Raw genomic sequence first — 24025 nt, forward strand, 5'->3', positions numbered from 1 at the left:
CTGGACCAGTTCCGCTCGGTCATGACCGGAGGCACGCGCGACAACTTCGCCAGCAAGAACGCCAGCCACCCCGGAGACACGACCGCCCGCACGGTGCTGATCCGATCGTTCAGCGACCGCAACAGCTACAACCCGATCAAGCGCATCCGCACCACCGACCCCATCCCCAGCACCTTGCGAAGCGCAACGGCCAAGTACGTGCGCTCGGGTGGCTACGGCTCCAAGTTCCTGGTGTCCAACAGCAACAACTTCGCCGACCTGGACGCCGCGCAGCAGCGCGCCACCTGCGCCAGCACCACCCTGCCCAGCACGGGCGTCTGCTTCAACATCCGCGTGTCTGCCTGCGTGTCTTCCGCCGCGCAAGGCGTGACCGGAAACACCCGCGAGGCCAACTGCCAGGCCAGGTACTCCGGCGTGGCAAAACCGGAGGGCCTGATCCAGGAATACGCGAACACGTTGCGCTTCGCCGCCTTCGGCTACCTCAACCAGACCGGCAACGACCGCAATGGCGGCGTGCTGCGTTCCGCCATGAAGAGCGTGGGCCCGGTGGCCGCCACCAGCACCGGCGTGATCCCCAACCCCAATGCCGAATGGAACACCACCACCGGCGTCATCCTGGCCAACCCCGACCCGACCGATGCGACCGCCAGCAGCGTCAGCAACTCGGGCCTGATGAACTACCTGAACAAGTTCGGCTACGCCGCAGGCTACAAGGGCAACGACCCGGTGAGCGAGTTGTACTACGCCGCGCAGCGCTACATGCGAGGCTATGCGCTGCCCGACTCCTACACCAACAACCTGACCGACGCCTACAAGGACGGCTTCCCGGTCATCACCGGCTCGGCGCATGCGCGCGGTGGCAGCCGCGATCCGATGATCAACACCTGCCAGCGCAACTTCCTGCTGGGTATCGGTGACATCTACACCCACCAGGACGGTCAGTTGCCAGGCAGAACCGGCGGGCCGTCAGACCCGGACAGTCTGAACGTCGAAACGCTGTGGACCACCCTCACCACACAGGAGGGCAGCACCTCGTGGACGGGGGGTTCCAGCGGCGGCACGCCCTACATGGCAGCCCTGGCGCACTGGGCCAACACCAACGACATCCGCAGCGACAAGACGGGCACGCAGACCATGGCCACCTACTGGGTCGACGTGCTCGAAAACGGCAACGGCGTCGGCGGTATGCCAGGATCAGGAACCCTGCGCACCCAGTACTGGCTGGCGGCCAAGTACGGCGGTTTCGACACCGACCCCGACACCACCAATGCGCCTGGAACCGACCCCAACATCCGGACGGATGCGACGCAGCCCTACGCCTGGGACAAGAACGGCGATGGCGTGCCCGACAACTGGTTTGCGGGCAGCACGCCCACCTCCTTGAAAGCCGGTCTCTCGGCCGCCTTCAGCAAGATCAATAGTGAAGCGGGCGCGGCTTCCGCGTCCAGTGCCGCAGTGACGTCCAGCCGCCAGACCTCCAACAGCGAAATCATCTACGCCGGCTACAACGCCAGAGAATGGACCGGCAGCGTTCGATCCTGCACACCCGCGCAGACCGCCGCCGAGTGCGCCAGCAATCCGACCTGGAACGCGTCGAACTGGCTGGATCGGGACTCGACTGTGGTGCCCACGGCCAACAAGCTGACGACGGCCACACGAAAGATCTTCACCTCGTTCCGCAATGCCACCACCCCCTTTGCGTTCTCATCCATGGCGTTCAAGTGGAACAGCCTGAATGCCACACAACAAGGTGTGCTGAATGCAGATGGCAACGGAGAGAATCGCGTCGAGTTCCTGCGCGGCAGCAGAACGCACGAGAGCACGCTGTTCCGCACCCGCCCCAGCAACCTGCTGGGCGACGTGGTCAACTCCGGCGTGACCTATCTCGCTGGCGCCGGGCCTGCTCTGACGGGCGCGAACTTCCCTGGCCATGCGACCTACCGCAACACCACCCGCACCCGCCCGGCGGTGGTCTACGTGGGCGGCAATGACGGCATGCTGCATGCCTTGTCCGGCACCGATGGCAGGGAGTTGTTCGGCTACATCCCCGGCAGCTTGCTCGGCAAACTCAATGGCCTGTCCGACTTCAATTTCAGGCACCAGTATTTTGTGGACAGCACGCCAATGGTGGGCGACTTCGAGAGGACCGGCTCCACGGCCGCCGCGCCCAACTGGGGCACGATGCTGGTGGGTGGACTGGGCGGCGGCGGCAAAGGCTACTACGCACTCGACATCAGCAGCCAGAGCACCTTCTCCACCAGCTCCGAGGCCGCCCTCGCGGCTGCCCTGCCCATGTGGGAATTCACGAGCGTTCAGGACCCGGACTTGGGCTTCACTTTCAACGAACCGTCGATCCACCCCGTCACGGGTTCGTACCGGCAAATCGCCAAGATGGCCGATGCCACCGTGGCCACCGGCGTGTGGCGCGTGGTAGTGGGCAACGGGTACGGGGCATCGGGCATGAGCGCGGCCACAAGCGGTCGCGCCGTGCTCTTCATGCTCAATGCCAACACCGGCGCGGCCGAAACCAAGCTGACCGCCGACACTACCGGTGCCAATGGCCTGTCAACGCCGACACCCGTGGACACCGACCGCGACGGCTTGATGGACACGGTGTATGCTGGCGACCTCAAAGGCAACCTGCACAAGTTCCAGTTCTCCAAGGCCGACGGCGCCGACTTCGTGCTCGCCAGGCCCGCCGAGACCGGCGGCGCGTGGCGCTATCTGGGCAGGGTGTACTCCATCCCGCAGGGCACCTCGCCCGCCACCGCCGAGGCCATCACCACGGCGCCATCCGTGGTCCCCTCCTGCGAGGGAGTGGGCTTCAACGTGCTGTTCGGCAGCGGCAAACTCAGCGAAGACGCCGACTATGGTGACAACACCGCCCGGGGCTTCTACAACGTGGTGGACAGATCGCCATCTTCGTCGCTGACCGTCCCCACCAGTGACGTCGAGCCCATTGGAGCGTTCACCGAGGCCGCGATCGGCAGCACCGGCCTGATCGGCCGCAGCTGGACCACGCCCAATTTGAGCGGCAAGCGCGGCTGGCGCATGAGTTTCTCCAATGGCGAGCGCGTGCTCACCAACTCCACGCTGCCACCCGACACCGGCGCCGTGCTTTTCGCCACCACGAGGCCCACCGGCGATGTCTGTACCCCCGGCAACTCGGGTTTCCTGATGGCGGTCAACATCTGCTCCGGCAGAACCGGCGACCTGCTCGTCAACGGTGTCGCGGTTGGCGGTCTGGCCATCGACTCGTCTGGCATCGTGAAGGTGAGCAACACCTACACCAACCAGAACAACCAGCAAACCGTGGTGTGCAACCAGGACGGCTGCAAGGGCGTCAATGCTCCTACACTGCTGGGCACCAGCGCCCCCCGCGGCCGCTACACCTGGCGCGAACTCCTGACCAAATGAATGCCATGAACCACTCCGCCCACACCACCAACCGAGGTTTCACCCTGATCGAGGTCATGATCGTGGTGGCCGTGATCGGCGTCCTCTCCGCGATTGCCTACCCCAGCTACACCGCCTATGTGCTGCGCAGCCACCGGGCGGAGGCCAAGAACTACCTGCAATCGGTGGCGCAGCGGCTGGAGCAGAACTACTCGCTCTCGGGCAGCTACAACGCCAACCAGGCGGGTGGCGCGATCAACAACGCCTTCATCGCAGCGGCGGGTTTCAACGTCGTGCCCGCGGGTGGGCCGGCGCGCTACAACATCAGTTTTGCGGCGGGACAGCCCACGGCTGGTGGCTATGTTCTGCAGGCTGTCCCGACCGGCGCACAGGCCAACGACACCTGCGGCACGTTGCTGCTCAACCAGCAGAACATCAAGGGTGCCGGCAACCCGGCGGTGCTGAACAACCGGGCCCAACTCACGCTGGATTGCTGGGGTCGCTGATGCCCGGCTCCGGCCGGACGGATGCGATGCAGGCCGCGCTGGCGCAGGCCCGCCGGTCACTGCGCCTGTCCAATCCCAACCCGCGCGTCGGCTGCGTCATCACGTCAGCAGACGGCCGTGTCATCGGCGAGGGCCATACCCAGCAGGCCGGCGGCCCTCATGCCGAAGTCATGGCCTTGGGCGACGCGCAATCGCGTGCCGAGTCGGTGGTCGGCGCGACGGTGTTCGTCACCCTTGAACCCTGTTCCCACCACGGTCGCACGCCGCCCTGCTGCGACGCGCTGATCGCGGCCGGTGTAGGCAAGGTGGTTGTCGCGCTGGGCGACCCCAACCCCCAGGTTTCGGGCCGGGGACTGCAGCGCCTGCGCGATGCGGGCATTGATGTCGAGCTGCTGCCGCCGGATCACGAACTCGCGCGGGCCTCGCACGATCTCAACATTGGCTTCTTCAGCCGCATGGTCCGCAAGACGCCCTGGGTGCGGATGAAGATTGCCGCATCGCTGGACGGCACCACCGCGCTTCACAACGGCACGAGTCAGTGGATCACCGGCGAGGCCGCTCGCACCGACGGGCACGCATGGCGCGCCCGGGCCTGTGCCGTGCTCACGGGCATTGGCACGGTGCTGGAGGACGATCCCATGCTGGACGTGCGCTTGGTCGAGACGCCGCGCCAGCCCCATCTGGTCGTGGTGGACAGCCGCCTCGAGACGCCGCTGAATGCCCGGCTCTTCAGCCCGCCAGCAGGCCATATGAAGCGGCAGATCTGGATCTGCCATGCGCTGCAGGACGCGGACCGGCAGGCTGCACTCCAGGCGCGCGGCGCGCAACTGATTCACCTGCCCGGTGTGAATGACAAGGTTGATCTGGCCGCCATGCTCGTGGAACTGGGTCGAAGGGAGGTCAATGAGTTGCACGTCGAGGCCGGTCACAAACTCAATGCCTCGTTCCTGCGCGAGGGCCTGGTCGACGAACTGCTGATTTATCTGGCGCCAGAGCTGCTGGGCCAGGGTGCGGGCATGACATGCCTGGGGCCCCTGCAACGGTTGGAGGATGGCCTGAAGTTGCGCTTCACCAGCTCCGGCCCCATCGGCGACGATCTGCGCATCACGGCCCAGGTGTTGGGGCCCAACAACCTGAATCGCTTTCCCCCGAGCACCGCTTGATGCCTTCGGGAGCGATGCCCGACGAAATGGCGCGACAAGACCGTGTATTTCTCACACCCATCGTTCAGCGAGCTTCACGTTTCGCCGCAAATTTCTCGTCAATACTGCCAATGAAGTAGTAAAACCACCTATCTTTTTAGAACTACATCCCGTCTGAATTAATACCAAATAGATACTTCGGCCGATAGACTGCCGAAGTCATGAATACCCTCCCACGTCCCCGGCGATCACCCCCCCCCAAGCGAGCGGGCTTTACGCTCATCGAACTGCTGGTGGCCCTGAGCGTGCTGGCCGTGCTCGCCGCCATCGCCGCCCCCAGCTTTGCCGACATCACGCGACGCATGCGCGTGGATACGGTGCGCGAACAGTTCATCGGCTCGATGAATCTCGCGCGCACCGAGGCCATCAGGCACGGTCGCAACGTCGTCATGCGGCGCATCGAGCCCTGTGCCGCCGCCAGCGCCGCCACCCAGTGGTACTGCGGCTGGCAGGTCTTCGTCGACCTTGATCAAAGCGACACGATGGACGCGGGCGAACCCCTGCTGCGCGAGGTGCGCGGCGATTCCAACGTCTTGATCCAGCGCACCAACCCCGTCGGAGGCGCATTCGTCCAGTTCACGCGGTTCGGCGTGCCCGACCAGAGCGGCATGAGCTTTCAGATCTTCCCTGCAGGCCAGGAAGCCAATGACCCCACCAACGCCCAGCGCGTCTGCCTGTCGGGCGCTGGTCGCATTCGAACCCAGAAGGACACGGTGGCATGCACATGAGCACGCACACCGCTTCCAAGGCGGAAGGATTCGAGCAGACTCGGTCACGGCGGGTGCAGCGCGGCGCCACCATGCTGGAGGCGCTGGTGTCCCTGCTGGTGCTGGCGCTGGGCGTTCTGGGGCTGGCGCGTCTGCAGGTGGCCACGTTAATGGAATCGCGTACGGCCAACGCCCGTTCGCTGGCAGTACAGGCCGCCAGCGACCTGTTCGACCGCATGCAGGTCAATCGGGCAGCCCGCTTCACGCCGCAGGCTTTCTCTGACTATGAATCTGCTTGGGGCATGCCTGCGAACGGGGCACCGAACTGCCGACAAAACCCATGCTCGGGCGCCGCCATGGCTGCGTACGACATCTGGCAATGGAAGCAAACGCTGGCGCAGCAACTGCCCAATGGCGACGCGACCGTGTTCCGCTCCGACACCGACCCCTCCCAGTTGGGCGTTCTGCTGGCATGGTCCGCCATCCAGGCCAAGAATCAGGCCGGCGCCAGCAATGCGGACGCGTTGCTGTACGCCGCCGCAGACGCACTGGTGGACGCCGCAGGCAATGCAGGCACGGGAGTGGGCGCGGCCGACTGCCCGGCGCAACGCATCTGCCACCTCGTCTACATCCGCCCATGACAACACACCGAGTGCGCGCCGTCCGTGCGTCCCAGCACCTGCAACAGGGTCTGACCTTGATCGAATTGATGATCGGCTTGCTCATCGGCATGCTGGTGTCTCTGGCGGCAGTGACCAGCCTCGGTTTCACCCGCCTGGCTTCGTCCACAGTGGGTGACAGCGCCCGCCTGCACGAAGACGCGTCGACCGCCTTTCGCATCATTGGCCACCACCTGCGCCAGGCGGGGGCGCAACGCTTGATGGATGCAGATGGAAGACGGGTGCACTTCAATGATGCGTATGTAGGGTACGGCAACGCCGCGGTTCCACACTCGATCGAAGGGGCCAACGCCATCAGCGGTACGGACACCCTAAGAGTCAGCCACGACATCGAGCCCTTGATCACGGCGACAGACTGCCTGGGCAATGCGCCCACCCAACAGCAGCAGGACAACGGTTTCACCACGCTCAGCAATGTCTTCTCGGTCAATGGCGGCAACCTGCAATGTGCTGGCTCGGCAACAAGCCTGCCAGCCGCCCTGATCCAGGGCGTGGAAGATTTCCAGGTGCGCTATGCGGTGCGCGACAGCGCCACCGACACCCTCCAGTACCAAGACGCGCCAGTCAACTGGAGCGAGGCCGAAGGCGTGATGGTCTGCCTGCAACTGGTCGGCGAACGCGGCGGCCAGCCCACTGAGCCAGTTCTCGGTTGCAACGGCCAACCCATCGCCCAGGACGGCCGCCTCCGTCGCACCTTCTGGCGCGTGTTTCAGCTCAGGAACGCCGACGCATGAAGCTCAAAGCCCACTCCCTTCGAGGTGCGCAGCGCGGCGTCTCACTCATTGTCGTCATGGTCGTGCTGGTGCTGGGCACGCTGCTCATGCTCGGCAGCACCCGTGTGGGCACGCTGCATGGAGCGCTGGTGGGCAGCGAAAGCGATACCCAGCTCGCCTTCGCCGCAGCGGAGGCCCTGATGCGCGATGCCGAACTTGACATCCTCGGTCAGCGCGCGGATGGAACCGCCTGCAGCAACGATCCGACCGTCGCCGTGGGCTGCCGCGCCCTGGCTGGGCCCTTTTTTCCGGAGAGCGACAACGACCTTGACCTGCTGGCCACCTCCGTGCTCAGTGGTTTCAGGGGTTGCCGGCAGGGCATCTGTCGGTCCGCAGATGTCAAAGCACTCGATTCCACAGCTTGGACGAGGGATCTCGCCGCCATGCAGGCCGTGGGTGCCACCTACGGGCAGTTCACCGGAACCGCCACGGCCGCCGCCAGCAACCCTCTTCTGAGCAACGCACCAGCGCGCGCATGGTACTGGGTGGAAGTGTTTCGCTACGACGATGCAAGCGACATCCTGACGGCCAGGGGCTCCCGACTGTCGCCCGACATGGTCCAGCATCCCTTTGTCTACCGCATCACAGCCTTCGTGCAAGGCAACAAGCCCGGAACACGCGTTCATCTGCGTTCGGTATTTGTCCCCTACCCCAACCCCACCTACCGGTGAGCAGAAACCTGCCCATGCAAACATCCTTTACCCCAGCTCTCGCGATGCTCATGGGCTTCGGCCTTTGCGCCAGCGCTCTCGCAGCGCCTCTGAGCCTGTCGCAAACCCCAAAAGGCGGTGCCAGCGAGCCTGCGCCCAACATCATTGTATCGGTCGACAACTCGTCGAGCATGGGCAGCACCGGCATCTCCCAACTCAAGACGGCTCTCAAGGCCACATTCTCGGAAGCCAACGTTCCGGACAACCGGATCCGGCTGGCCTGGCAATCCATGCACCATTGCCGCGGAATTCCCGGAGACAACTCGATCTGCAAAGGCTTCAACGGAATCCGCCCACTCGGCGGCGCGCATCGCGCCAACTTCATGAGCTGGGTCGACTCCCTGAAATATTCCAGCGGCACCCCATCGCACTTTGTGGTGGACAACGCCGGCAAGTACCTCAGCGAAACAGGCCTGGGCGCGAACAGCCCCTGGGCGGCGGTACCAGGCGTGCAGGAGGCGCCGGTGCTGTCTTGCCGCAAGGCCTACAACATCTTCATGACCGATGGCGAATGGGGCCATGCCTGGCACAAGGACGAGCTGGACACGTCAGGGCCGGACGGCAAACGCATCGTGCGCGGCGGCAACGCCGACGGCACAGCCACGACGCTTCCCGACGGCACCGCGTACACAGTCGACGCCGGCAACATGCAGACCCGCCTGTACCGGGACACTTGGGGCAATGCCGGCCTGAGCACACTGTCCGACCTCGCGTTCCACTACTGGTCGCGCGACCTGCAGCCCAGTATCCCGAACAACGTGGTGCCCACCCCCAGGCAACAGTTTCCAGCACAGAACTTCGGTACCGCTGCGGCCCCCGCCGTGCTCGATACCTACTGGAATCCGCGCAACAACCCCGCCACCTGGCAACACATGGTGAACTACACCATCGGATTCAAGAGCGCGGCGAGTTGGTCTGCGGCGAGCAACACGCCCACCTGGCAGGGTGACACCTTCACTGGGCTGGGCCCTCTGCTGCGCGCGGAGCACAACTGGGATACGCCCTTTTGCAATGCCCAGATCAACGGACCGGGCACTCTGCCTTGTGACGGTGACACCAATTATGAGGAGCGCGACCACGCCCGAAAGGCGGAGCTCTGGCACATGGCGCTCAACAGCCGTGGGCGTTTTATCCCCGCCCCCAATGCACAGTCCCTGGTGGACGCCTTCCAGGGCATCCTGAAGGAAATCATCAACGACAACCTGAGGGGTCTGGTCAGTATCGCCGTGAGTTCAACGCGGCTGCGGGCTGACGGATTGGCTTATCTCGCAGGGTTCGACAGCACGAAGTGGAGCGGACAGCTGAGCGCGCACAAGATCGATGCCAAAACCCATGTGATCAGCGCCACGCCCACGTGGGAGGCCAGTACGTCGCTGGACGCTCCTGGCTTGAACCTGTCCCAACGGCTCATCCTGTCCCATTCGGGTGAATCAGGGATTCCCTTCCTTTGGTCATCCCTGAGCACCGAGCAACAAAACGTGCTCAAAGGTTCCGACAGCGACACAGTCGGTCAATCACGCCTGGCCTACCTGCGCGGTGACCGCTCCAAGGAAGAAAGCCACGCGGGTGGCACCATGCGCGACCGCGCTTCGCGGCTGGGCGACATCGTGAACTCCAATATCTGGAACACGGGCAAACCAGCACGCCTGGCCTTCGAACACAACGGGCATGCTGAGTTCCGTAGCCAGCACGCCACGCGCGCGGACACGCTCTATGTTGGCGCCAACGACGGCATGCTGCACGCCTTCAATGCAGCCGACGGCGTGGAGCGCATGGCCTATGTACCACGCGGCGTGTACAGCAAGCTGCGCGCTTACACCCTGCCCGGCTATGCGCACCAGTACACGGTGGACGGGCACCCCTTCACTGGAGACGCGGACATTTCCGCCGGCGGCCCCAATGCACCTTCCGAGCAGCCCAACTGGCGCACCATCCTCGTTGGATCCACCGGCAGTGGAGCACGGGGCTACTTCGTGCTTGACGTGACCGACCCTACTCAGCTCAGCACCGCGTCCGTGCTAGTGGACCGCACCTTTCCATCCAACTCGACGGGAGCCTTCACTGGACACCAGGATGTTGGCCACATCGTCAGCCCACCAGTGGTCGACGACCCCCTAGAGGGACGAAGCGAACAAATCGTCAAGCTCAACAACAAGCGCTGGGCCGTGGTCATGGGCAACGGCGCCAACAGCTTCAACGAACGCCCTGTGCTGCTGATCCAGTACCTCGACGGCGACCGCGCAATGCTGCGCATCGTGGCCGACTCCACGCTCTCGCAGTCCAATGGCTTGTCGGCGCCGCGACCGGTTGACATCAATGGCGACGGCACCATGGACGTCGTCTACGCGGGCGACCTCCGCGGACAACTCTGGAAGTTCGACCTGACCAGCACCAACCAGGACGAGTGGGGCGTTAGCGACTGGGACGGTTCGGCCATGCCCTGCAAGAATGCGAACAATTGCAAGCCCTTCTACGTGGCCACCGACAACGCCACAACTCCCAATCGCCAGCCGATCACGTCGGCTCCTGTGTGGATGGCCCACCCCCTGGGTGGTGTTCAGGTGATGTTCGGCACAGGCCAGAACCTGCAGGACACCGACCCGCTGAACACCAACGTGCAAACGGTCTACGCCCTCTGGGACAAAAGCACCTACAGCAGGGAGAATGGTCTGGTCGCCGACGATGTCGGGGCCATCAATGCTTCCGCTGGCCGCAGCATGCTTGTGCAGCAGAGCTTCACAGGCGCTGTCACCCGCACAGACCCCGACACCGGCGCGGCACTGGCCACCGAGTACAGCAACTCCACTGCAAGTCCGGTGAACTATTCCCGCACAGATGCCTCGGCCAAGCGCGGCTGGTATCTGGACTTTCCGCTCAGCGGCGAGCGCGTTCTCACCACTCCTTTCCGATTGCCGGGCAACCTCGCCGCCATCTTCAGCACCGTGCCCACCAGTGGCACGGCGGGCGAAAGCTGCGACGAACTCGGCATCAACGACCCGAGTCGCCTGACCGTGCTCAACATGATCACCGGACGACCCTCGTATACGCCCGTGTTTTTCAGCGGTGACGCGACCATGGACATGCGCAGTGCAAGCAGCGTGAAAGTCGCGAGCCATGAAAGCGCCTGGCTGCAGGGGTCCAGGAAGAAGCTGCGATTCATGAATATCAACAACGCTACCGGCTCCAACGGTGACGAAAACGGGGACTCTGGCACACAGGGTGGTTCGAACAAGGTCACGGGGAAGAATCTGAACCTCGATTTCCCTCTCGGTGCACGAGCAGATTGGCGAGAGGTGCGTTGATGCGTCACCCCGAACCACATCAGAGAGGTTTCACCCTGATTGAAGTCATGATCGTGGTGGCGGTGGTAGCGCTGCTGGCCAGCATCGCACTGCCCAGCTACCAGGAGTACATACGGCGCACACACCGTGCCCATGCACAGGCGGCCCTGATACAGGCTGCGCAGTGGATGGAGCGCGCCGCCACGGTCAGGGGCTCTTATCCCTTGACAAACCAGATACCCGCCGAACTGCTGCAGGCGGAAGGTGGGCGCTACAACGTGGTCGCTGCGTCCAATGGCGTCACGTACACGTTGACGGCCATCCCGACTGCGGGGCAGGCAACGGACCCGTGTGCGGCGTACCGCATCAATGAAACGGGCCGGCGCAGCCAGGAAAACGTCAGTTCCCACACTCCCTCGTTGTCCGTGGACGCCTGCTGGGACCGTTGACCCGCACGGCGCGCAAGGCAGGAAAAAGCCTGCCCTGCCAAACCCTGCGAAAATAGCCGGATGTTTACCGGCATCATCACCGGCGTGGGGCGCATCGCCGCCCTCCACGACCTGGGAAGCTCTTTGAACCACGGCAAGCGCCTCACCTTGGAGGCGCCGCCGGGCTACCTCGACGACGTCGGTCTCGGTGACAGCATCGCCCTCAACGGTGCATGCATGACCGTCACTTCGCTGGATCTGCCTGCCCATCGCTTCACCATCGACATATCTGCCGAGTCCCTGGCCCGCACCACCGGTCTGGCGCAGATCGGCCAGCGCCTGAACCTGGAGAAGGCCCTGCGCGCCCACGACCGCCTGGGAGGACACATCGTCTCCGGTCATGTGGATGGCGTGGGCACCGTCACCCGTTTCGCCCGGGTGGGTGAAAGTTGGGAGTTGCGGGTGATGGCACCGCTCCAACTCAGCAAGTACCTGGCCTACAAGGGATCGATCACCGTCAATGGCGTCAGCCTCACCGTCAACGAGGTGGCAGACAACGCCACCGGCTGCGAATTCAGCATCAACCTCATACCCCACACGGTGCAGAACACCGCGCTGGGCACCCTGGCCGAAGGCAGCGCGGTCAATCTCGAAATCGATACCGTCGCGCGCTATGTCGAGCGCATGCTCGGCGGTGCTCCTCTCACTCGCAAGGAATCCGCATGAACGCCCCTGGAACCCTGGCCCCTGTCGCCATTTCGCCGGTGGAGGACATCGTTGCCGACATGCGCGCCGGGCGCATTGTGATCCTGGTCGATGAAGAAGACCGGGAAAACGAGGGCGACCTGGTGCTGGCCGCCGACCACGTCACGCCGGAGGCCATCAACTTCATGGCGCGTTTCGGCCGCGGCCTGATCTGCCTGACGCTCACACGCGAACGCTGCGAGCGCCTGCGCCTGCCGCCCATGGTGCCGCGCAATGGCACCAAGATGGGCACGGCGTTCACCGTCTCCATCGAAGCCGCTGAGGGCGTGACCACCGGCATCTCCGCGGGCGACCGCGCACGCACCGTGCAGGCGGCCGTGGCGCCCGACGCCCAGGCCAGCGACCTCGTACAGCCCGGCCACATCTTCCCGCTGCAGGCCGTCGATGGCGGCGTGCTCATGCGCGCGGGCCACACCGAAGCCGGCTGCGACCTGGCCGCCATGGCTGGCTGCAGCCCGGCCGCCGTGATCTGCGAGATCATGAAGGACGACGGCACCATGGCAAGGTTGCCCGACCTGCAGACCTTCGCTGCCGAACATGGCCTGAAGATCGGCACCATTGCCGACCTGATCGAACACCGCAGCCGGCATGAATGCCTGGTGCAGAAGCTCGGTACCCGCAGCCTGAACACCGCATTCGGCGAGTTTCAGGCCACCGCGTTCAAGGACCAGCCCAGCGGCGCCCTGCATCTCGCGCTCGTCAAGGGCCAGTGGGGGCCCGACGACAGTGTGGCCGTGCGCGTGCACGAACCGCTGTCGGTGCTCGATGCGCTGGAGGTGGGCCGATCCATGCACTCCTGGAGCCTGGAAGCCAGTCTGCGACACATCGCCCAGGCGGGCGCTGGCGTGGTCGTGCTGCTCAACTGCGGCGAGTCGGCCGAGCAGTTGCTGGCCCAGTTCGAGGGCACGGCACGCTCGGCGCAGGCGCCCGAGCGTGGCCGCATGGACCTGCGCACCTACGGCGTGGGCGCCCAGATCCTGCGCGATTGCGGCGTGCACCGCATGCAGCTCCTGGGCAAGCCCCGGCGCATGCCCAGCATGGCCGGCTATGGCCTCGAAATCACGGGCTACCTCGGCCACGACGACTGACCCATTTTTCCCCTACCTCTTTCACCCACAGAAACGGACCTCCTCATGTTCGGCGCAGACAAAGGCAGCCCCAGCGTGCTCGATGGCAAGAAGCTGAGCATCGGCATCGTCCAGGCCCGCTTCAACGAAGCCATCACCGACGCCCTCTTCAACGCATGCCTCACCGAGTTGCTGGCGCTGGGTGTGCAGGACAAGAACATTGCGCATGTCAAAGTGCCGGGCGCGCTTGAAGTCCCCGTGGCGCTGCAGGCCATGGCCGAGCGCGACGACTTCGACGCGCTGATTGCACTGGGCTGCATCATCCGCGGTGAAACCTACCACTTCGAACTGGTGGCCAACGAATCCGGCGCGGGCGTGACGCGCCTGGCGCTGGACTACCAGATCCCCATTGCCAACGCCATCCTCACCACCGAGAACCTGGAGCAGGCAGTGGCACGCCAGGTCGACAAGGGCCGCGACGCCGCCCGCGTCGCGGTGGAGATGGCGCACCTGCTTCAGGAAATCGGTTGATCATGCCCGCAGACACACCTTCTCCCAACCAGGCCAGATCCGGCGCAGCGCCGCGCAAGGCGGCCAACAAATCGGCCCGCACGCGCGCGCGCGAATTCGCGCTGCAGGCCCTCTACCAGCACCTGGTGGGACGCAACGCGGCGGTCGACATCGATGCGTTCACGCGCGATCTCGCCGGCTTCCACAAGGCCGACAGCGTGCACTTCGACGCCCTGCTGCACGGCTGCATTGCCGACGCCGCAGCGCTCGATGCGCTGATCACGCCGCGCCTGGACCGACCGCTGGCCGAACTCTCGCCCATCGAGCACGGTGTGCTCTGGATCGGCGCCTACGAATTCCAGCACTGTCTGGACGTGCCCTGGCGCGTGGTGCTCAACGAATGCATCGAGCTGACCAAGTCCTTTGGCGGCACCGATGGCCACAAGTACGTCAACGGCGTGCTGCACCAACTGGCCTCGCAACTGCGTCCGGCCGAGGTGGCCGCTGCCCCGGCGGTTCGCAAGTCCGCCCCATGAGGATTGCCCAGCGCGCCCAGCGCGTCGAGCCCTTCTACGTAATGGAGCTGGCCAAGGCCGCTGCCTCCATGGCCCAGGGTACGGGCGCGCAGGATCGGCCGATGATCTACCTCAACATTGGCGAGCCTGATTTCACGGCGCCGCCCCTGGTCACCGCAGCGGCCGTGCGCGCCATCGACGCCGGCCGCAGCCAGTACACGCAAGCGACCGGTCTGCCCGCGCTGCGCGAGGCTATCAGTGGCTGGTACGCCTCCCGCTTCGGCCTGGACATCGACCCGGCGCGCATCGTCGTCACCGCAGGAGCGTCGGCGGCCCTGCAACTGGCCTGTCTGGCGCTCATCGAAGCGGGCGACGAGGTGCTCATGCCCGACCCGTGCTACCCGTGCAACCGGCAGTTCGTGCAGGCTGCCGAGGGCCGCGCTGTGATGGTGCCCTCGGGACCAGAGCAGCGCTTCCAGCTCAGCGCCGAACAGGTCGAGGCGTCCTGGCGACCGGCCACCCGCGGTGTGCTGCTCGCATCGCCATCCAACCCGACGGGCACCAGCATCGCCCGCGACGAGCTCGAACGGATTGCGCGTTTCGTGCGCGCGCGTGGCGGCGTCACCCTGGTCGACGAGATCTACCTGGGCCTGAGCTTCGAAGCCGAGTTTGGCCACAGCGCGCTGGGCCTGCCCCATGGGCTGGGTGACGAGGTCATCAGCATCAACAGCTTTTCCAAGTACTTCAACATGACTGGCTGGCGGCTAGGCTGGCTGGTGCTGCCGCCAGCGCTGGTGCCCGCCGTGGAGCGCCTGGCGCAAAACCTCTTCATTTGCGCCAGCACCATCGCGCAACAGGCGGCGCTTGCCTGTTTTGAGCCCCACAGCCTGGCCGAGTACGAGCGCCGCCGCCAGGAGTTCAAGGCGCGGCGTGACTTCTTCATTCCCGCGCTGAACCGGATCGGCCTGAACGTGCCCGTGATGCCCGACGGCGCGTTCTACGCCTGGGCCGACGTGCGCGGGCTGTGCGAACACTGGGGCATTGCGCCGCAGGGCGCCCGGCCCGACGAGGGCGGCAGCTGGTCGCTCGCGTTCGAACTCATGAAGCGCTGCCAGCTCGCCACCACGCCCGGACGCGACTTTGGCCACGCCGAGCCCGGCCGCTACCTGCGCTTCTCCACCGCCAACTCGATGGCCCAGCTCCAGGAAGCTGTGCTCCGCCTGGAGCAAGCACTGTGAGCGCATCGGGCAGCGGCGAAACCCGCGCAGCGGGAAGCCTGAAGGCCCCGTTCACCTGGCCGGTGCGCGTGTACTGGGAAGACACCGATGCGGGCGGCATCGTCTTCTATGCCAACTACCTCAAGTTTTTCGAGCGCGCCCGCACCGAATGGTTGCGCCAGCTGGGCGTGGCGCAGCAGCGCCTGCGCGACGAAACGGGCGGCATGTTCGTGGTCACCGACACCCAGGTGCGCTATCACCGTTCGGCGCGACTGGATGATTTGCTTCTGGTTACAGCGTGTGTCCGGGAAGCAGGCCGAGCCTCCCTGACAATCGGGCAGTCCGCGCTGCTCTCGCCTGCGCGCGATGGCGATGCGCCTTTGCTGCTGTGCGAAGGCAGTATCCGCATCGGTTGGGTGGACGCCCGCCATTTGCGTCCCCAGCGCATACCGACCCGCGTGGTGGAGGCCCTGCAAGGCGCGGGTTGACATCCGCCCGGCAGGCGCACCATCGAACTTTCGTCATTCCTACTGCATCTGATTGCCCATGACACAAGAACTCTCCATCGTTCAACTGATGCTCAACGCGAGCTGGGTGGTGCAGGCCGTCGTGGCGCTGCTGGTGGTGGTGTCCGTGATCAGTTGGGCCGCCATCTTCCGCAAGGTGTTCTCGCTCAAGCGGGTGCGCAGCCACAACGACGACTTCGAGCGCGACTTCTGGTCGGGTACCAACCTCAATGACCTCTACGCGTCCGCTGCGCAGAATGCCAAGCATGGCGGACCGATGGAGCGCATCTTCGCCAGCGGCATGCGCGAGTACCAGAAACTGCGTGAACGTCGCATCACCGACAGCGGAGCCCTGCTTGACGGTGCGCGCCGCGCGATGCGGGCGAGCTTCCAGCGCGAGCTCGATGCCCTCGAAGCCAACCTGTCGTTCCTGGGCACCGTCGGCTCGGTGGCGCCCTACGTGGGCTTGTTCGGCACCGTGTGGGGCATCATGCACGCCTTCACCGGCCTGGCCGCCCTGGCACAGGTGACCCTGGCCACCGTGGCGCCGGGCATCGCCGAGGCCCTGGTCGCCACGGCCATCGGCCTCTTCGCCGCCATTCCCGCGGTCGTGTTCTACAACCGCTTCGCACACGACATCGACCGCGTGGCCAACGGCATGGAGACCTTCATGGAGGAGTTCTCCAACATCCTGCAGCGCAACCTCGGCGTGCACTCGCAGACGCCGTCGGGACACTGACCATGCCCTCCGTCTCCTCCCGCGGCCGGGGCCGCCGCACCATCAACGAGATCAACATGGTGCCCTTCATCGACGTGATGCTGGTGCTGCTGATCATCTTCATGGTCACCGCGCCACTGATCACCCCGAGCCAGATCGCGCTGCCCAGCGTGGGCCAGGCAGGGCGCCAGCCGGACCGCTTCGTGGCGGTGCTCATCGACAAGGACGATCAGATCCAGCTGCGCGAAGGCAGCTCCACGGCGGAGCCGCAGCCGGTGTCGCTGAACCAGCTGGTGCCGCGTGTACAGCAGCTGCAGGCGCTCAAGGGCAGCGCTCCCGAAGGTGGTGTGCCCGTCGTGATCAGCGCCGACAAGAACGTCAAATACGAGTCGGTCGTGCGGGTGATGGATACCCTTCAGCGCGCCGGCATCGCGCGCGTCGGATTGTCCGTACAGACCAGCCGTTGAGGCCGTACAACACCGCCATGCAGACCACCGCCGATCACCTGGACCTCGCACCGCCCCGCAATGGCCGCTGGCTCGGCCCGCTGGGGCTGGCACTGGTGGCGCACGGGCTGCTGGTGATCGCACTCACGCTGGGGGTGCAATGGCAGCATGAAGCCGAGCCGGTGACCGTGGAGGCCGAACTCTGGTCGCGCATGCCGCAACAGGCGGCGCCCCGCGCCATCGAGCCCCCGCCTCCACCGCCCCAACCGCAGACGCAGCCCACGCCACCCCCAAAACCCGCGCCAGCACCCACCCCGGCCCCACCCCCGCCTGCGCCGCCAGCCCCTACCCAGGCGGAAATTGCCATTGAACAGGCCAGAAAGAAGGCCGAGGCCGAAAAGAAGCTGCGCGAGGCTGAGGCCAAGAAACTGGCGGCGCAGAAGGCCGCCGCCGAGAAGCTCGCCGCCGAGAAGAAAGCCGCAGCGGAAAAACTCGCGGCCGAGAAGAAAGCGGCGGCCGAAAAAGCCGCCGCCGAAAAGGAGCGACAGCAAAAGCTGGCCGAGCAGAAGCGCGAGCAGGAGCGCAAGGCCGCGGCTGAAGAGAAACGCCTGGCGCAGATCCGCGAGGACCAGATCAAACGCATGATGGGTCAGGCCGGTGCGAGCGGTAGTCCGCAAAGCACGGGCACGGCCCAGCAGTCCAGCGGGCCCACGCCGGGCTACGGCGCCAAGGTGGCTGCGCGCATCAAGCCCAATGTGGTGTTCACTGACGTGGCGCCGGGCAACCCGCGCGCCGAGGTGGAGGTGCGCACACAGCCCGATGGCAGCATCACCTCCCGCCGCCTGGTCAAGAGCAGCGGCAACGCCGCCTGGGACGAGGCCGTGCTGCGCGCCATCGACCGCACTGCCACCCTGCCCAAGGACACCGACGGGCGCGTGCCCTCTTCCCTGGTCATCGGCCTGCGACCGCTGGACTAGAAAACTTCCCTGCCTCCGGCGCGCGTGTCTGAGTCCAGAGATACCGTGGAACCGGCTTTGCCGGGCCACAGGCGTCATCCCCCTCCGAGGGGAAGCCGCGCAGCGGCGCAGGGGGGCTTCCCTAATCGAACACGATTTCCGCCCGCTGCTCGTGGGCTTGTGCCATCCAGCTGGCCAGCGCGGCGTCGGTGGGAAAGAACAGGGCGCGGTCGTCGAGCTGCAACTCGCACTGCGCCCCCTCGCGCAGCAGCGCCAGCCGCACCGGGAGGCCGCGCACCAGCTCGCCCTGCTCGGTGTGTTCTCGCCGGGGCGGGAACTCACGCACCAGGTCGGCCACCGCGGGGGCCGAGCCATTGACCGCCACGCGCAGGTACTTGCCGAAGCGGCAACGCGCCGCGGCCAGATCCCACACCTGCTGGATCTTCAGGCGCACGCCGCCCGAGAAGCGGTCGGGCTGGGCCACGGCCTGCACGATGATGAGTTCGTCGTCCTTGAGCAGGTTGCGGTGGGCGTTGATGAGGTTCTCGTCCGCGCTGGTCTCGAACACGCCCGTCTTGTCGTCCAGCTTGAACAGTGCGAGCTTGCCGCGCTGGCCGTTGATGACGCGGAAGTCGGTCACGATGCCGGCCAGGATCACCGGGTCGCGGCTCTCGACCACATCGCCCAGCGGTGTGCGGGCAAAGCGACGCACCTCGCGTTCGACCTCGTCGAACAGGTGCCCCGAGAAATAGAAGCCGATCGCGGTCTTCTCCATCGTCAGGCGCTCCTTCACGCCCCAAGGCGTGGTAGCGACCAGATCGGGCTCCTGCGTGCTCGACCCGTGGTCGTCATCACCCATCATGTCGAACAGACCGCCCTGGTTGGCGTTGGCCAGGCTGGCGGCGGCGAACTCGAAAGCGCGGTCCACCGAGGCCAGCAGTTCGGCGCGGTTGAGGTGCAGTGAGTCGAAGGCGCCGGCCTTGATGAGCGCCTCCACGGTGCGCTTGTTCAGGCGCGTGCGGTCCACGCGCACGCAGAAGTCGAACAGGCTCTTGAACGGCCCGGTCTCGTCGCCCCGCGGCCCTTCGCCGCGGCCTTCGCGCGCGGCCACGATGGCCTCGATCGCCTGCTGCCCCGTGCCCTTGATGGCGCCCAGGCCGTAGCGAATGGACTTGTTGCTGATCGGCTCGAAGCGGTGGAAGCCCCGGTTCACGTCGGGCGCCTCGAAGGCAATGCCCATTTTCTGCGCGTCCTCGAACAGCACCTTGAGCTTGTCGGTGTCGTCCATTTCCACCGTCATGTTGGCGCAGAAGAACTCGGCGGTGTAGTGCACCTTGAGCCAGCCGGTGTGGTAGGCCAGCAGCGAGTACGCGGCGGCGTGCGACTTGTTGAAGCCGTAGCCCGCGAACTTCTCCATCAGGTCGAAGACCTCGTCGGCCTTCTCCTGGGTGATTCCGTGCGTGGCCAGGGCGCCCGCGCGGAACTTCTCGCGGTGCTCGGCCATTTCCTCGGCCTTCTTCTTGCCCATGGCGCGGCGCAGCAGGTCGGCGCCACCGAGTGAGTAACCGCCCAGGATCTGCGCGGTCTGCATGACCTGTTCCTGGTAGACCATGATGCCGTAGGTCTCGGACAGCATCTCGGCCACCGCCGGGTGCGGGTACTCCACCTGCTCGCGCCCGTGCTTGCGCGCCACGAAGCTGGGGATCAGGTCCATCGGGCCCGGTCGGTACAGCGCGTTCAGGGCGATCAGGTCTTCCAAGCGCGAAGGTTTGGCGTCTTTCAGCATGCCCTGCATGCCGCGGCTTTCAAACTGGAACACGGCTTCGGTCTGGCCGCGCGAGAACAGGGCGTATACCCGCGCATCGTCCAGCGGCACGTCCTCGAAGCGGAAGTTCTCCTGTCCCGGGTGGCGCTTCATGATGAGCTCGCGCGCGATCTCCAGGATGGTCAGCGTGGCCAGTCCCAGAAAGTCGAACTTCACCAGGCCTATGGCCTCCACATCGTCCTTGTCGTACTGACTCACGGCCGACTCGCTGCCCGGTTGCGCGTACAGCGGACAGAAGTCGGTGAGCTTGCCCGGCGCGATCAGCACGCCGCCAGCGTGCATGCCAATGTTGCGCGTCATGCCTTCGAGCTTCTGCGCCAGCTCGATCAGCGTCTTGACGTCGTCTTCCTTCTGGATGCGTTCGGCCAGCACCGGCTCCATCTCGATGGCATAGTTGTTCTTGTCTCCCTCCTTCTTCGGCACGGGCGGGTACTGCAGCGTGACGGACATGCCGGGCTTGTTCGGGATCAGCTTGGAAATGCCGTCGCAGAAGCCATAGGAGAAATCGAGCACACGCCCCACATCGCGGATCGCCGCGCGCGCGGCCAGCGTGCCGAAGGTGGCGATCTGGCTCACCGCGTCCTTGCCGTACTTTTCCTTGACGTAATCGATCACGCGGTCGCGGTTGGTCTGGCAGAAGTCGATGTCGAAGTCGGGCATGGACACCCGCTCCGGGTTCAGGAAGCGCTCGAACAGCAGGTTGTACTGCAGGGGGTCGAGGTCGGTGATCTTGAGCGCGTAGGCCACCAGCGAACCCGCACCCGAACCCCGGCCCGGGCCGACCGGGCAGCCGTTGTTCTTCGCCCAGTTGATGAAGTCGCCCACGATCAGGAAGTAGCCAGGGAACCCCATCTTCAGGATGGTGTTGATCTCGAACTCCAGGCGCTGCACGTAGCGCGGCCGCTCGGCATCGCGCTTCACGACATCCGGGTACAGGTGCGCGAGCCGCTCCTCCAGACCCTCGAAGGACGACTGGCGGAAGAAGTCCTCCATCGGCATCGGCACGCCATCGATCAGCGGCGTGGGGAAGTCGGGCAACTGCGGTTTGCCCAGCACCAGCGTGAGGTTGCAACGCTTCGCGATTTCCACCGAGTTGGCCAGCGCCGAGGGCACATCGGCAAACAGGGCCTGCATCTGCGCCGTGTTCTTGAAGTACTGCTCGCGCGTGAAACGGCGCACGCGCCGGTTGTTGCCCAGGATCTCGCCCTCGGCAATGCACACGCGCGCCTCGTGCGCCTCGTAGTCGTCGGCTTCGAGGAACTGCACCGGGTGCGTGGCCACCACCGGCAGGTGCAGGCGAGCAGCGAGCTGCACGGCCTGCGTCACATGGCGTTCGTCGTCGGCGCGGCCCGCACGCTGCAGCTCGATGTAGAAGCGGTGGGTGAACAGCGTGGAGAGCTGCAGGGCGATGTCCGCCGCGCGCTGGGCATCGCCCTGCACCAGCGCCTGCCCGACGGGGCCCGCCTGCGCGCCCGAGAGCAGGATCAGCCCGGCATGGCATTCCTGCAGCCACTCGCGCTGCACCAGCGGCTGGCCGCGGCCTTCGTTGCGCGTCCAGGCGCGCGCCAGCAACTCGCTCAGGTTCAGGTAGCCCTGGCTGTCCTGCACCAGCAGCAGCACACGCGGCGCGGCCGGCTGGTGGCTGCCGGGCATGGCGCCCGGGGTCTCCTCGGTGAAGCCCTGCAGCATCACCTCGGCACCGATCAGGGGCTTGACACCCGCGCCGCGCGCGGCCTTGTAGAACTTGACCGCGCCGAACAGGTTGTTGAGATCGGTGATGGCCAGCGCTGGCTGGCCATCGGCGGCGGCGGCTGCCACGACGTCGTCGATGCGGTTGGTGCCGTCGACGACGGAGAATTCGGTGTGCAGGCGCAGGTGAGAGAACATCGGGCCATTTTAGAAGGCGCCGCGTCGCCCGTAAGGCTCATTCCGGTGGCGGCATCTCGTCCTTGAGGATGCCCAGCACCTCGGAGCGGAACTCGCGCGCATACAGGACACCCACCACCGCCAGCGTGGCCACCACCATGGCCAGAGGCGAGACGAACCAGGCCAGCGCCGCAAACGAAAAGTAATACGCCCGCAGCCCGTCGTTAAAGGTGTCGGCCGCGGCGCCGACCATGGCGGCGGCGCGCGCGGCGTAGGCGTCCAGGTCGAACTTGCCGGCGGCGAAGTCCTTGGCCGGCGGCATGGCGCCGATCACGAGCGCGACAAAGGTGTACTGCCGCATGCACCACGAGAAGCGGAAGAAGGCGTAGACGAAGATCGCCACCATCACCAGGATCTTGAACTCGAAGACGATCAGCGTGGTGGTCTGCGCGAACGGGATTTCGCTCATCAACTCGGTGGCCTTGTCGGTCGTGCCCAGCAGGGCGAACAGCCCGCCAATGACCAGGATCGAGGTGGACGAGAAAAAGGCGGGCGTGTTCGACAGCGTCTGCGTGATCAGGCCGTCGAGCATGCGCGGGTCGCGCGCCGCGGTCTGCCGCATCCAGTAGCCGCGGTAGCGGTTGGTGGTGTGGATCAGCGAGCCGATCCTGCGGCCCCAGACCCGGGCAAACCACGCGTACCCGACCCACAGGAAAAAAAAGCAGACCAGCGCGAGCCAGTCTGCCCAGGGGATGATGCTGAGAACCTTCATGCGGCGATGTTAGCCCCCACGCTCCGCCGCTGCCCCCCCGAGGGGGCTGATCCGCCTTGGGGCGGCCCGGCGGCGGATCGTTTCTCCTTGACCGTCGGCTCGGCGGATCATCAGGCCTTGAACTTCGCCGCCACCGAAGCCACGCGCTCGCCAAACAGGCGCGCCGTCTCCAGGTCGCCGGGCAGCATGTCGGCCGCGCCCGCGTCGGACGGGCTCTGCGCGATGGCGCCGCTGTAGCTCACCAGGTAGTTCACGTCGTTGCGCTTCGCCCCCGCCGTGTTGCTGGGCATCAGGCCCTGGCTGACCCAGATCATGCCGTGCTGCATGGCCAGCGTGAACAGCGTGTTGAGCGTGCTCAGCTTGTCGCCGTTCATGCCCGCACTGTTGGTGAAGCCGGCCGCGATCTTGTCCTTCCACTGCTGCGCGTACCAGGGTTTGCTGGACGCGTCGGCGAACTTCTTGAACTGCCAGCTCACGCTGCCCATGTAGGTGGGCGAACCGAACACGATGGCATCGGCCGCGGCCAGCGTCTCCCAGCCCCCTTCGGGCAGGTTGCCTTCGGCATCGATCGCCAGCAGTTCTGCATGGGCACCTTGCGCTACCGCTTGCGCCATGCGCTGGGTATGGCCGTAGCCTGAGTGATAAACCACAACAATCTTGGACATGACGGATCCTCCTTGAACTGAAAACAGGCGGCGCCTGAGCGCCGCCAGGGGTCAATGAAACAGGCTTCAGGCCTTGCGGCGGGCGTCCAGGCTCAGGGCGCCGGCGCCGAAAGCAGCGAAGGCCAGAAGACCACCGGTGATGGCAATATTCTTGAAGAACATCAGCTGCTGCATCATCTGCTGCTCGGCCGGCACGGCCCAGTAAGCATGGAAGTAGAAGCTCGCCACCAGCGTGAACACCGCCAGGGCGATGGCCGCGATGCGCGTGCGGTAGCCGATCAGCAGCGCCAGGCCGCCAAAGAGTTCGATCACCAGCGCGATCGCCACGCCCACGGTGGGCAGCGGCAGACCCATGGCCGTCGCATAGCCCACGGTGCCGGTGAAGCCGGCGATCTTGCCGAAACCCGCCGGCACAAAAACGATGGCCAACAGGATGCGGCCGATCAGGGCCAGGGGATTTTGCAGAGCGTTCATGGTGATTCCTTGAAAAAATGAAAAAGGTTGGTTTGAGGGA

Annotated in this window: 22 protein-coding genes; 18 read left to right on the forward strand and 4 right to left on the reverse strand. The window is 65.5% G+C overall.

From position 1 onward, the window contains the following. The 18 genes from AB7P10_RS18525 to tolA all read left to right on the forward strand — a co-directional run. Positions 1-3417 (forward strand): pilus assembly protein (locus AB7P10_RS18525; protein WP_428295319.1); only part of this gene is annotated, 3417 nt, incomplete at its 5' end. Between the two features lie 5 nt (positions 3418-3422). After that, entirely contained in the window at positions 3423-3902 is a 480-nt protein-coding gene (locus tag AB7P10_RS18530; protein WP_428295320.1) for a type IV pilin protein, read from the forward strand. Continuing rightward, positions 3902-5065, forward strand: a complete 1164-nt coding sequence (gene ribD / locus AB7P10_RS18535) for a bifunctional diaminohydroxyphosphoribosylaminopyrimidine deaminase/5-amino-6-(5-phosphoribosylamino)uracil reductase RibD (RefSeq protein ID WP_428295321.1) — start codon at positions 3902-3904, stop codon at positions 5063-5065. The genes AB7P10_RS18530 and ribD overlap by 1 nt, the downstream gene beginning before the upstream one ends. Before the next feature lie 200 nt (positions 5066-5265). Then, positions 5266-5832, forward strand: a complete 567-nt coding sequence (locus tag AB7P10_RS18540; RefSeq protein WP_428295322.1) for a GspH/FimT family pseudopilin — start codon at positions 5266-5268, stop codon at positions 5830-5832. Beyond that, positions 5829-6452 (forward strand): type IV pilus modification protein PilV, encoded by a 624-nt coding sequence (gene pilV / locus AB7P10_RS18545; protein ID WP_428295323.1) that lies wholly within the window; start codon positions 5829-5831, stop codon positions 6450-6452. Before AB7P10_RS18540 ends, pilV begins: the two co-directional genes overlap by 4 nt. Further along, positions 6449-7225, forward strand: a complete 777-nt coding sequence (locus AB7P10_RS18550; protein WP_428295324.1) for a prepilin-type N-terminal cleavage/methylation domain-containing protein — start codon at positions 6449-6451, stop codon at positions 7223-7225. Before pilV ends, AB7P10_RS18550 begins: the two co-directional genes overlap by 4 nt. After that, positions 7222-7935, forward strand: a complete 714-nt coding sequence (locus AB7P10_RS18555; RefSeq protein ID WP_428295325.1) for a pilus assembly PilX family protein — start codon at positions 7222-7224, stop codon at positions 7933-7935. Before AB7P10_RS18550 ends, AB7P10_RS18555 begins: the two co-directional genes overlap by 4 nt. Continuing rightward, positions 7932-11276 carry a pilus assembly protein gene (locus AB7P10_RS18560; RefSeq protein WP_428295326.1) on the forward strand — a complete coding sequence of 1115 codons (3345 nt, stop codon included), beginning with the start codon at positions 7932-7934 and terminating at the stop codon, positions 11274-11276. Before AB7P10_RS18555 ends, AB7P10_RS18560 begins: the two co-directional genes overlap by 4 nt. Beyond that, complete coding sequence (locus tag AB7P10_RS18565; RefSeq protein ID WP_428295327.1) at positions 11276-11704, forward strand: type IV pilin protein; 429 nt, start codon at positions 11276-11278, stop codon at positions 11702-11704. The genes AB7P10_RS18560 and AB7P10_RS18565 overlap by 1 nt, the downstream gene beginning before the upstream one ends. 60 nt (positions 11705-11764) lie before the next feature. After that, entirely contained in the window at positions 11765-12409 is a 645-nt protein-coding gene (locus AB7P10_RS18570) for a riboflavin synthase (protein WP_428295328.1), read from the forward strand. Beyond that, positions 12406-13536, forward strand: coding sequence for a bifunctional 3,4-dihydroxy-2-butanone-4-phosphate synthase/GTP cyclohydrolase II (gene ribBA, locus AB7P10_RS18575; RefSeq protein WP_428295329.1), 1131 nt, complete (start codon positions 12406-12408; stop codon positions 13534-13536). Before AB7P10_RS18570 ends, ribBA begins: the two co-directional genes overlap by 4 nt. 45 nt (positions 13537-13581) lie before the next feature. Beyond that, complete coding sequence (gene ribH / locus AB7P10_RS18580; RefSeq protein ID WP_428295330.1) at positions 13582-14046, forward strand: 6,7-dimethyl-8-ribityllumazine synthase; 465 nt, start codon at positions 13582-13584, stop codon at positions 14044-14046. Positions 14047-14048: 2 nt separating this feature from the next. After that, positions 14049-14561 (forward strand): transcription antitermination factor NusB, encoded by a 513-nt coding sequence (nusB, locus tag AB7P10_RS18585; RefSeq protein WP_428295331.1) that lies wholly within the window; start codon positions 14049-14051, stop codon positions 14559-14561. Beyond that, complete coding sequence (locus AB7P10_RS18590) at positions 14558-15778, forward strand: pyridoxal phosphate-dependent aminotransferase (RefSeq protein ID WP_428295332.1); 1221 nt, start codon at positions 14558-14560, stop codon at positions 15776-15778. Before nusB ends, AB7P10_RS18590 begins: the two co-directional genes overlap by 4 nt. After that, positions 15775-16245, forward strand: a complete 471-nt coding sequence (locus tag AB7P10_RS18595; RefSeq protein WP_428295333.1) for a YbgC/FadM family acyl-CoA thioesterase — start codon at positions 15775-15777, stop codon at positions 16243-16245. Before AB7P10_RS18590 ends, AB7P10_RS18595 begins: the two co-directional genes overlap by 4 nt. 58 nt (positions 16246-16303) lie before the next feature. Beyond that, positions 16304-17002 (forward strand): protein TolQ, encoded by a 699-nt coding sequence (gene tolQ, locus AB7P10_RS18600; RefSeq protein WP_428295334.1) that lies wholly within the window; start codon positions 16304-16306, stop codon positions 17000-17002. 2 nt (positions 17003-17004) lie between these two features. Then, the gene (locus AB7P10_RS18605) at positions 17005-17448 is read left to right on the forward strand and encodes an ExbD/TolR family protein (RefSeq protein ID WP_428295335.1); all 444 of its coding nucleotides are present in this window, start codon (positions 17005-17007) and stop codon (positions 17446-17448) included. 17 nt (positions 17449-17465) lie between these two features. Continuing rightward, on the forward strand, positions 17466-18404 hold the full coding sequence (gene tolA, locus AB7P10_RS18610) for a cell envelope integrity protein TolA (protein WP_428295336.1): 939 nt from the start codon (positions 17466-17468) through the stop codon (positions 18402-18404). 121 nt (positions 18405-18525) lie between these two features. Here tolA and dnaE read toward each other — a convergent pair whose 3' ends face one another. The 4 genes from dnaE to AB7P10_RS18630 all read right to left on the reverse strand — a co-directional run bounded on the left by dnaE (position 18526) and on the right by AB7P10_RS18630 (position 23985). Further along, on the reverse strand, positions 18526-22095 hold the full coding sequence (gene dnaE / locus AB7P10_RS18615; RefSeq protein ID WP_428295337.1) for a DNA polymerase III subunit alpha: 3570 nt from the start codon (positions 22093-22095) through the stop codon (positions 18526-18528). A gap of 37 nt (positions 22096-22132) precedes the next feature. Then, positions 22133-22846 (reverse strand): DUF599 domain-containing protein, encoded by a 714-nt coding sequence (locus tag AB7P10_RS18620; RefSeq protein ID WP_428295338.1) that lies wholly within the window; start codon positions 22844-22846, stop codon positions 22133-22135. 110 nt (positions 22847-22956) lie between these two features. After that, positions 22957-23511, reverse strand: coding sequence for a flavodoxin family protein (locus tag AB7P10_RS18625; RefSeq protein ID WP_428295339.1), 555 nt, complete (start codon positions 23509-23511; stop codon positions 22957-22959). A 66-nt stretch (positions 23512-23577) separates the two neighbouring features. Continuing rightward, a complete protein-coding gene (locus AB7P10_RS18630) occupies positions 23578-23985 on the reverse strand; it encodes a DoxX family protein (RefSeq protein ID WP_428295340.1) in 408 nt (135 codons plus the stop codon). Positions 23986-24025 lie beyond the last annotated feature (40 nt).

The organism is Hydrogenophaga sp. (assembly GCF_050182545.1).
Lineage (GTDB): Bacteria > Pseudomonadota > Gammaproteobacteria > Burkholderiales > Burkholderiaceae_C > Hydrogenophaga.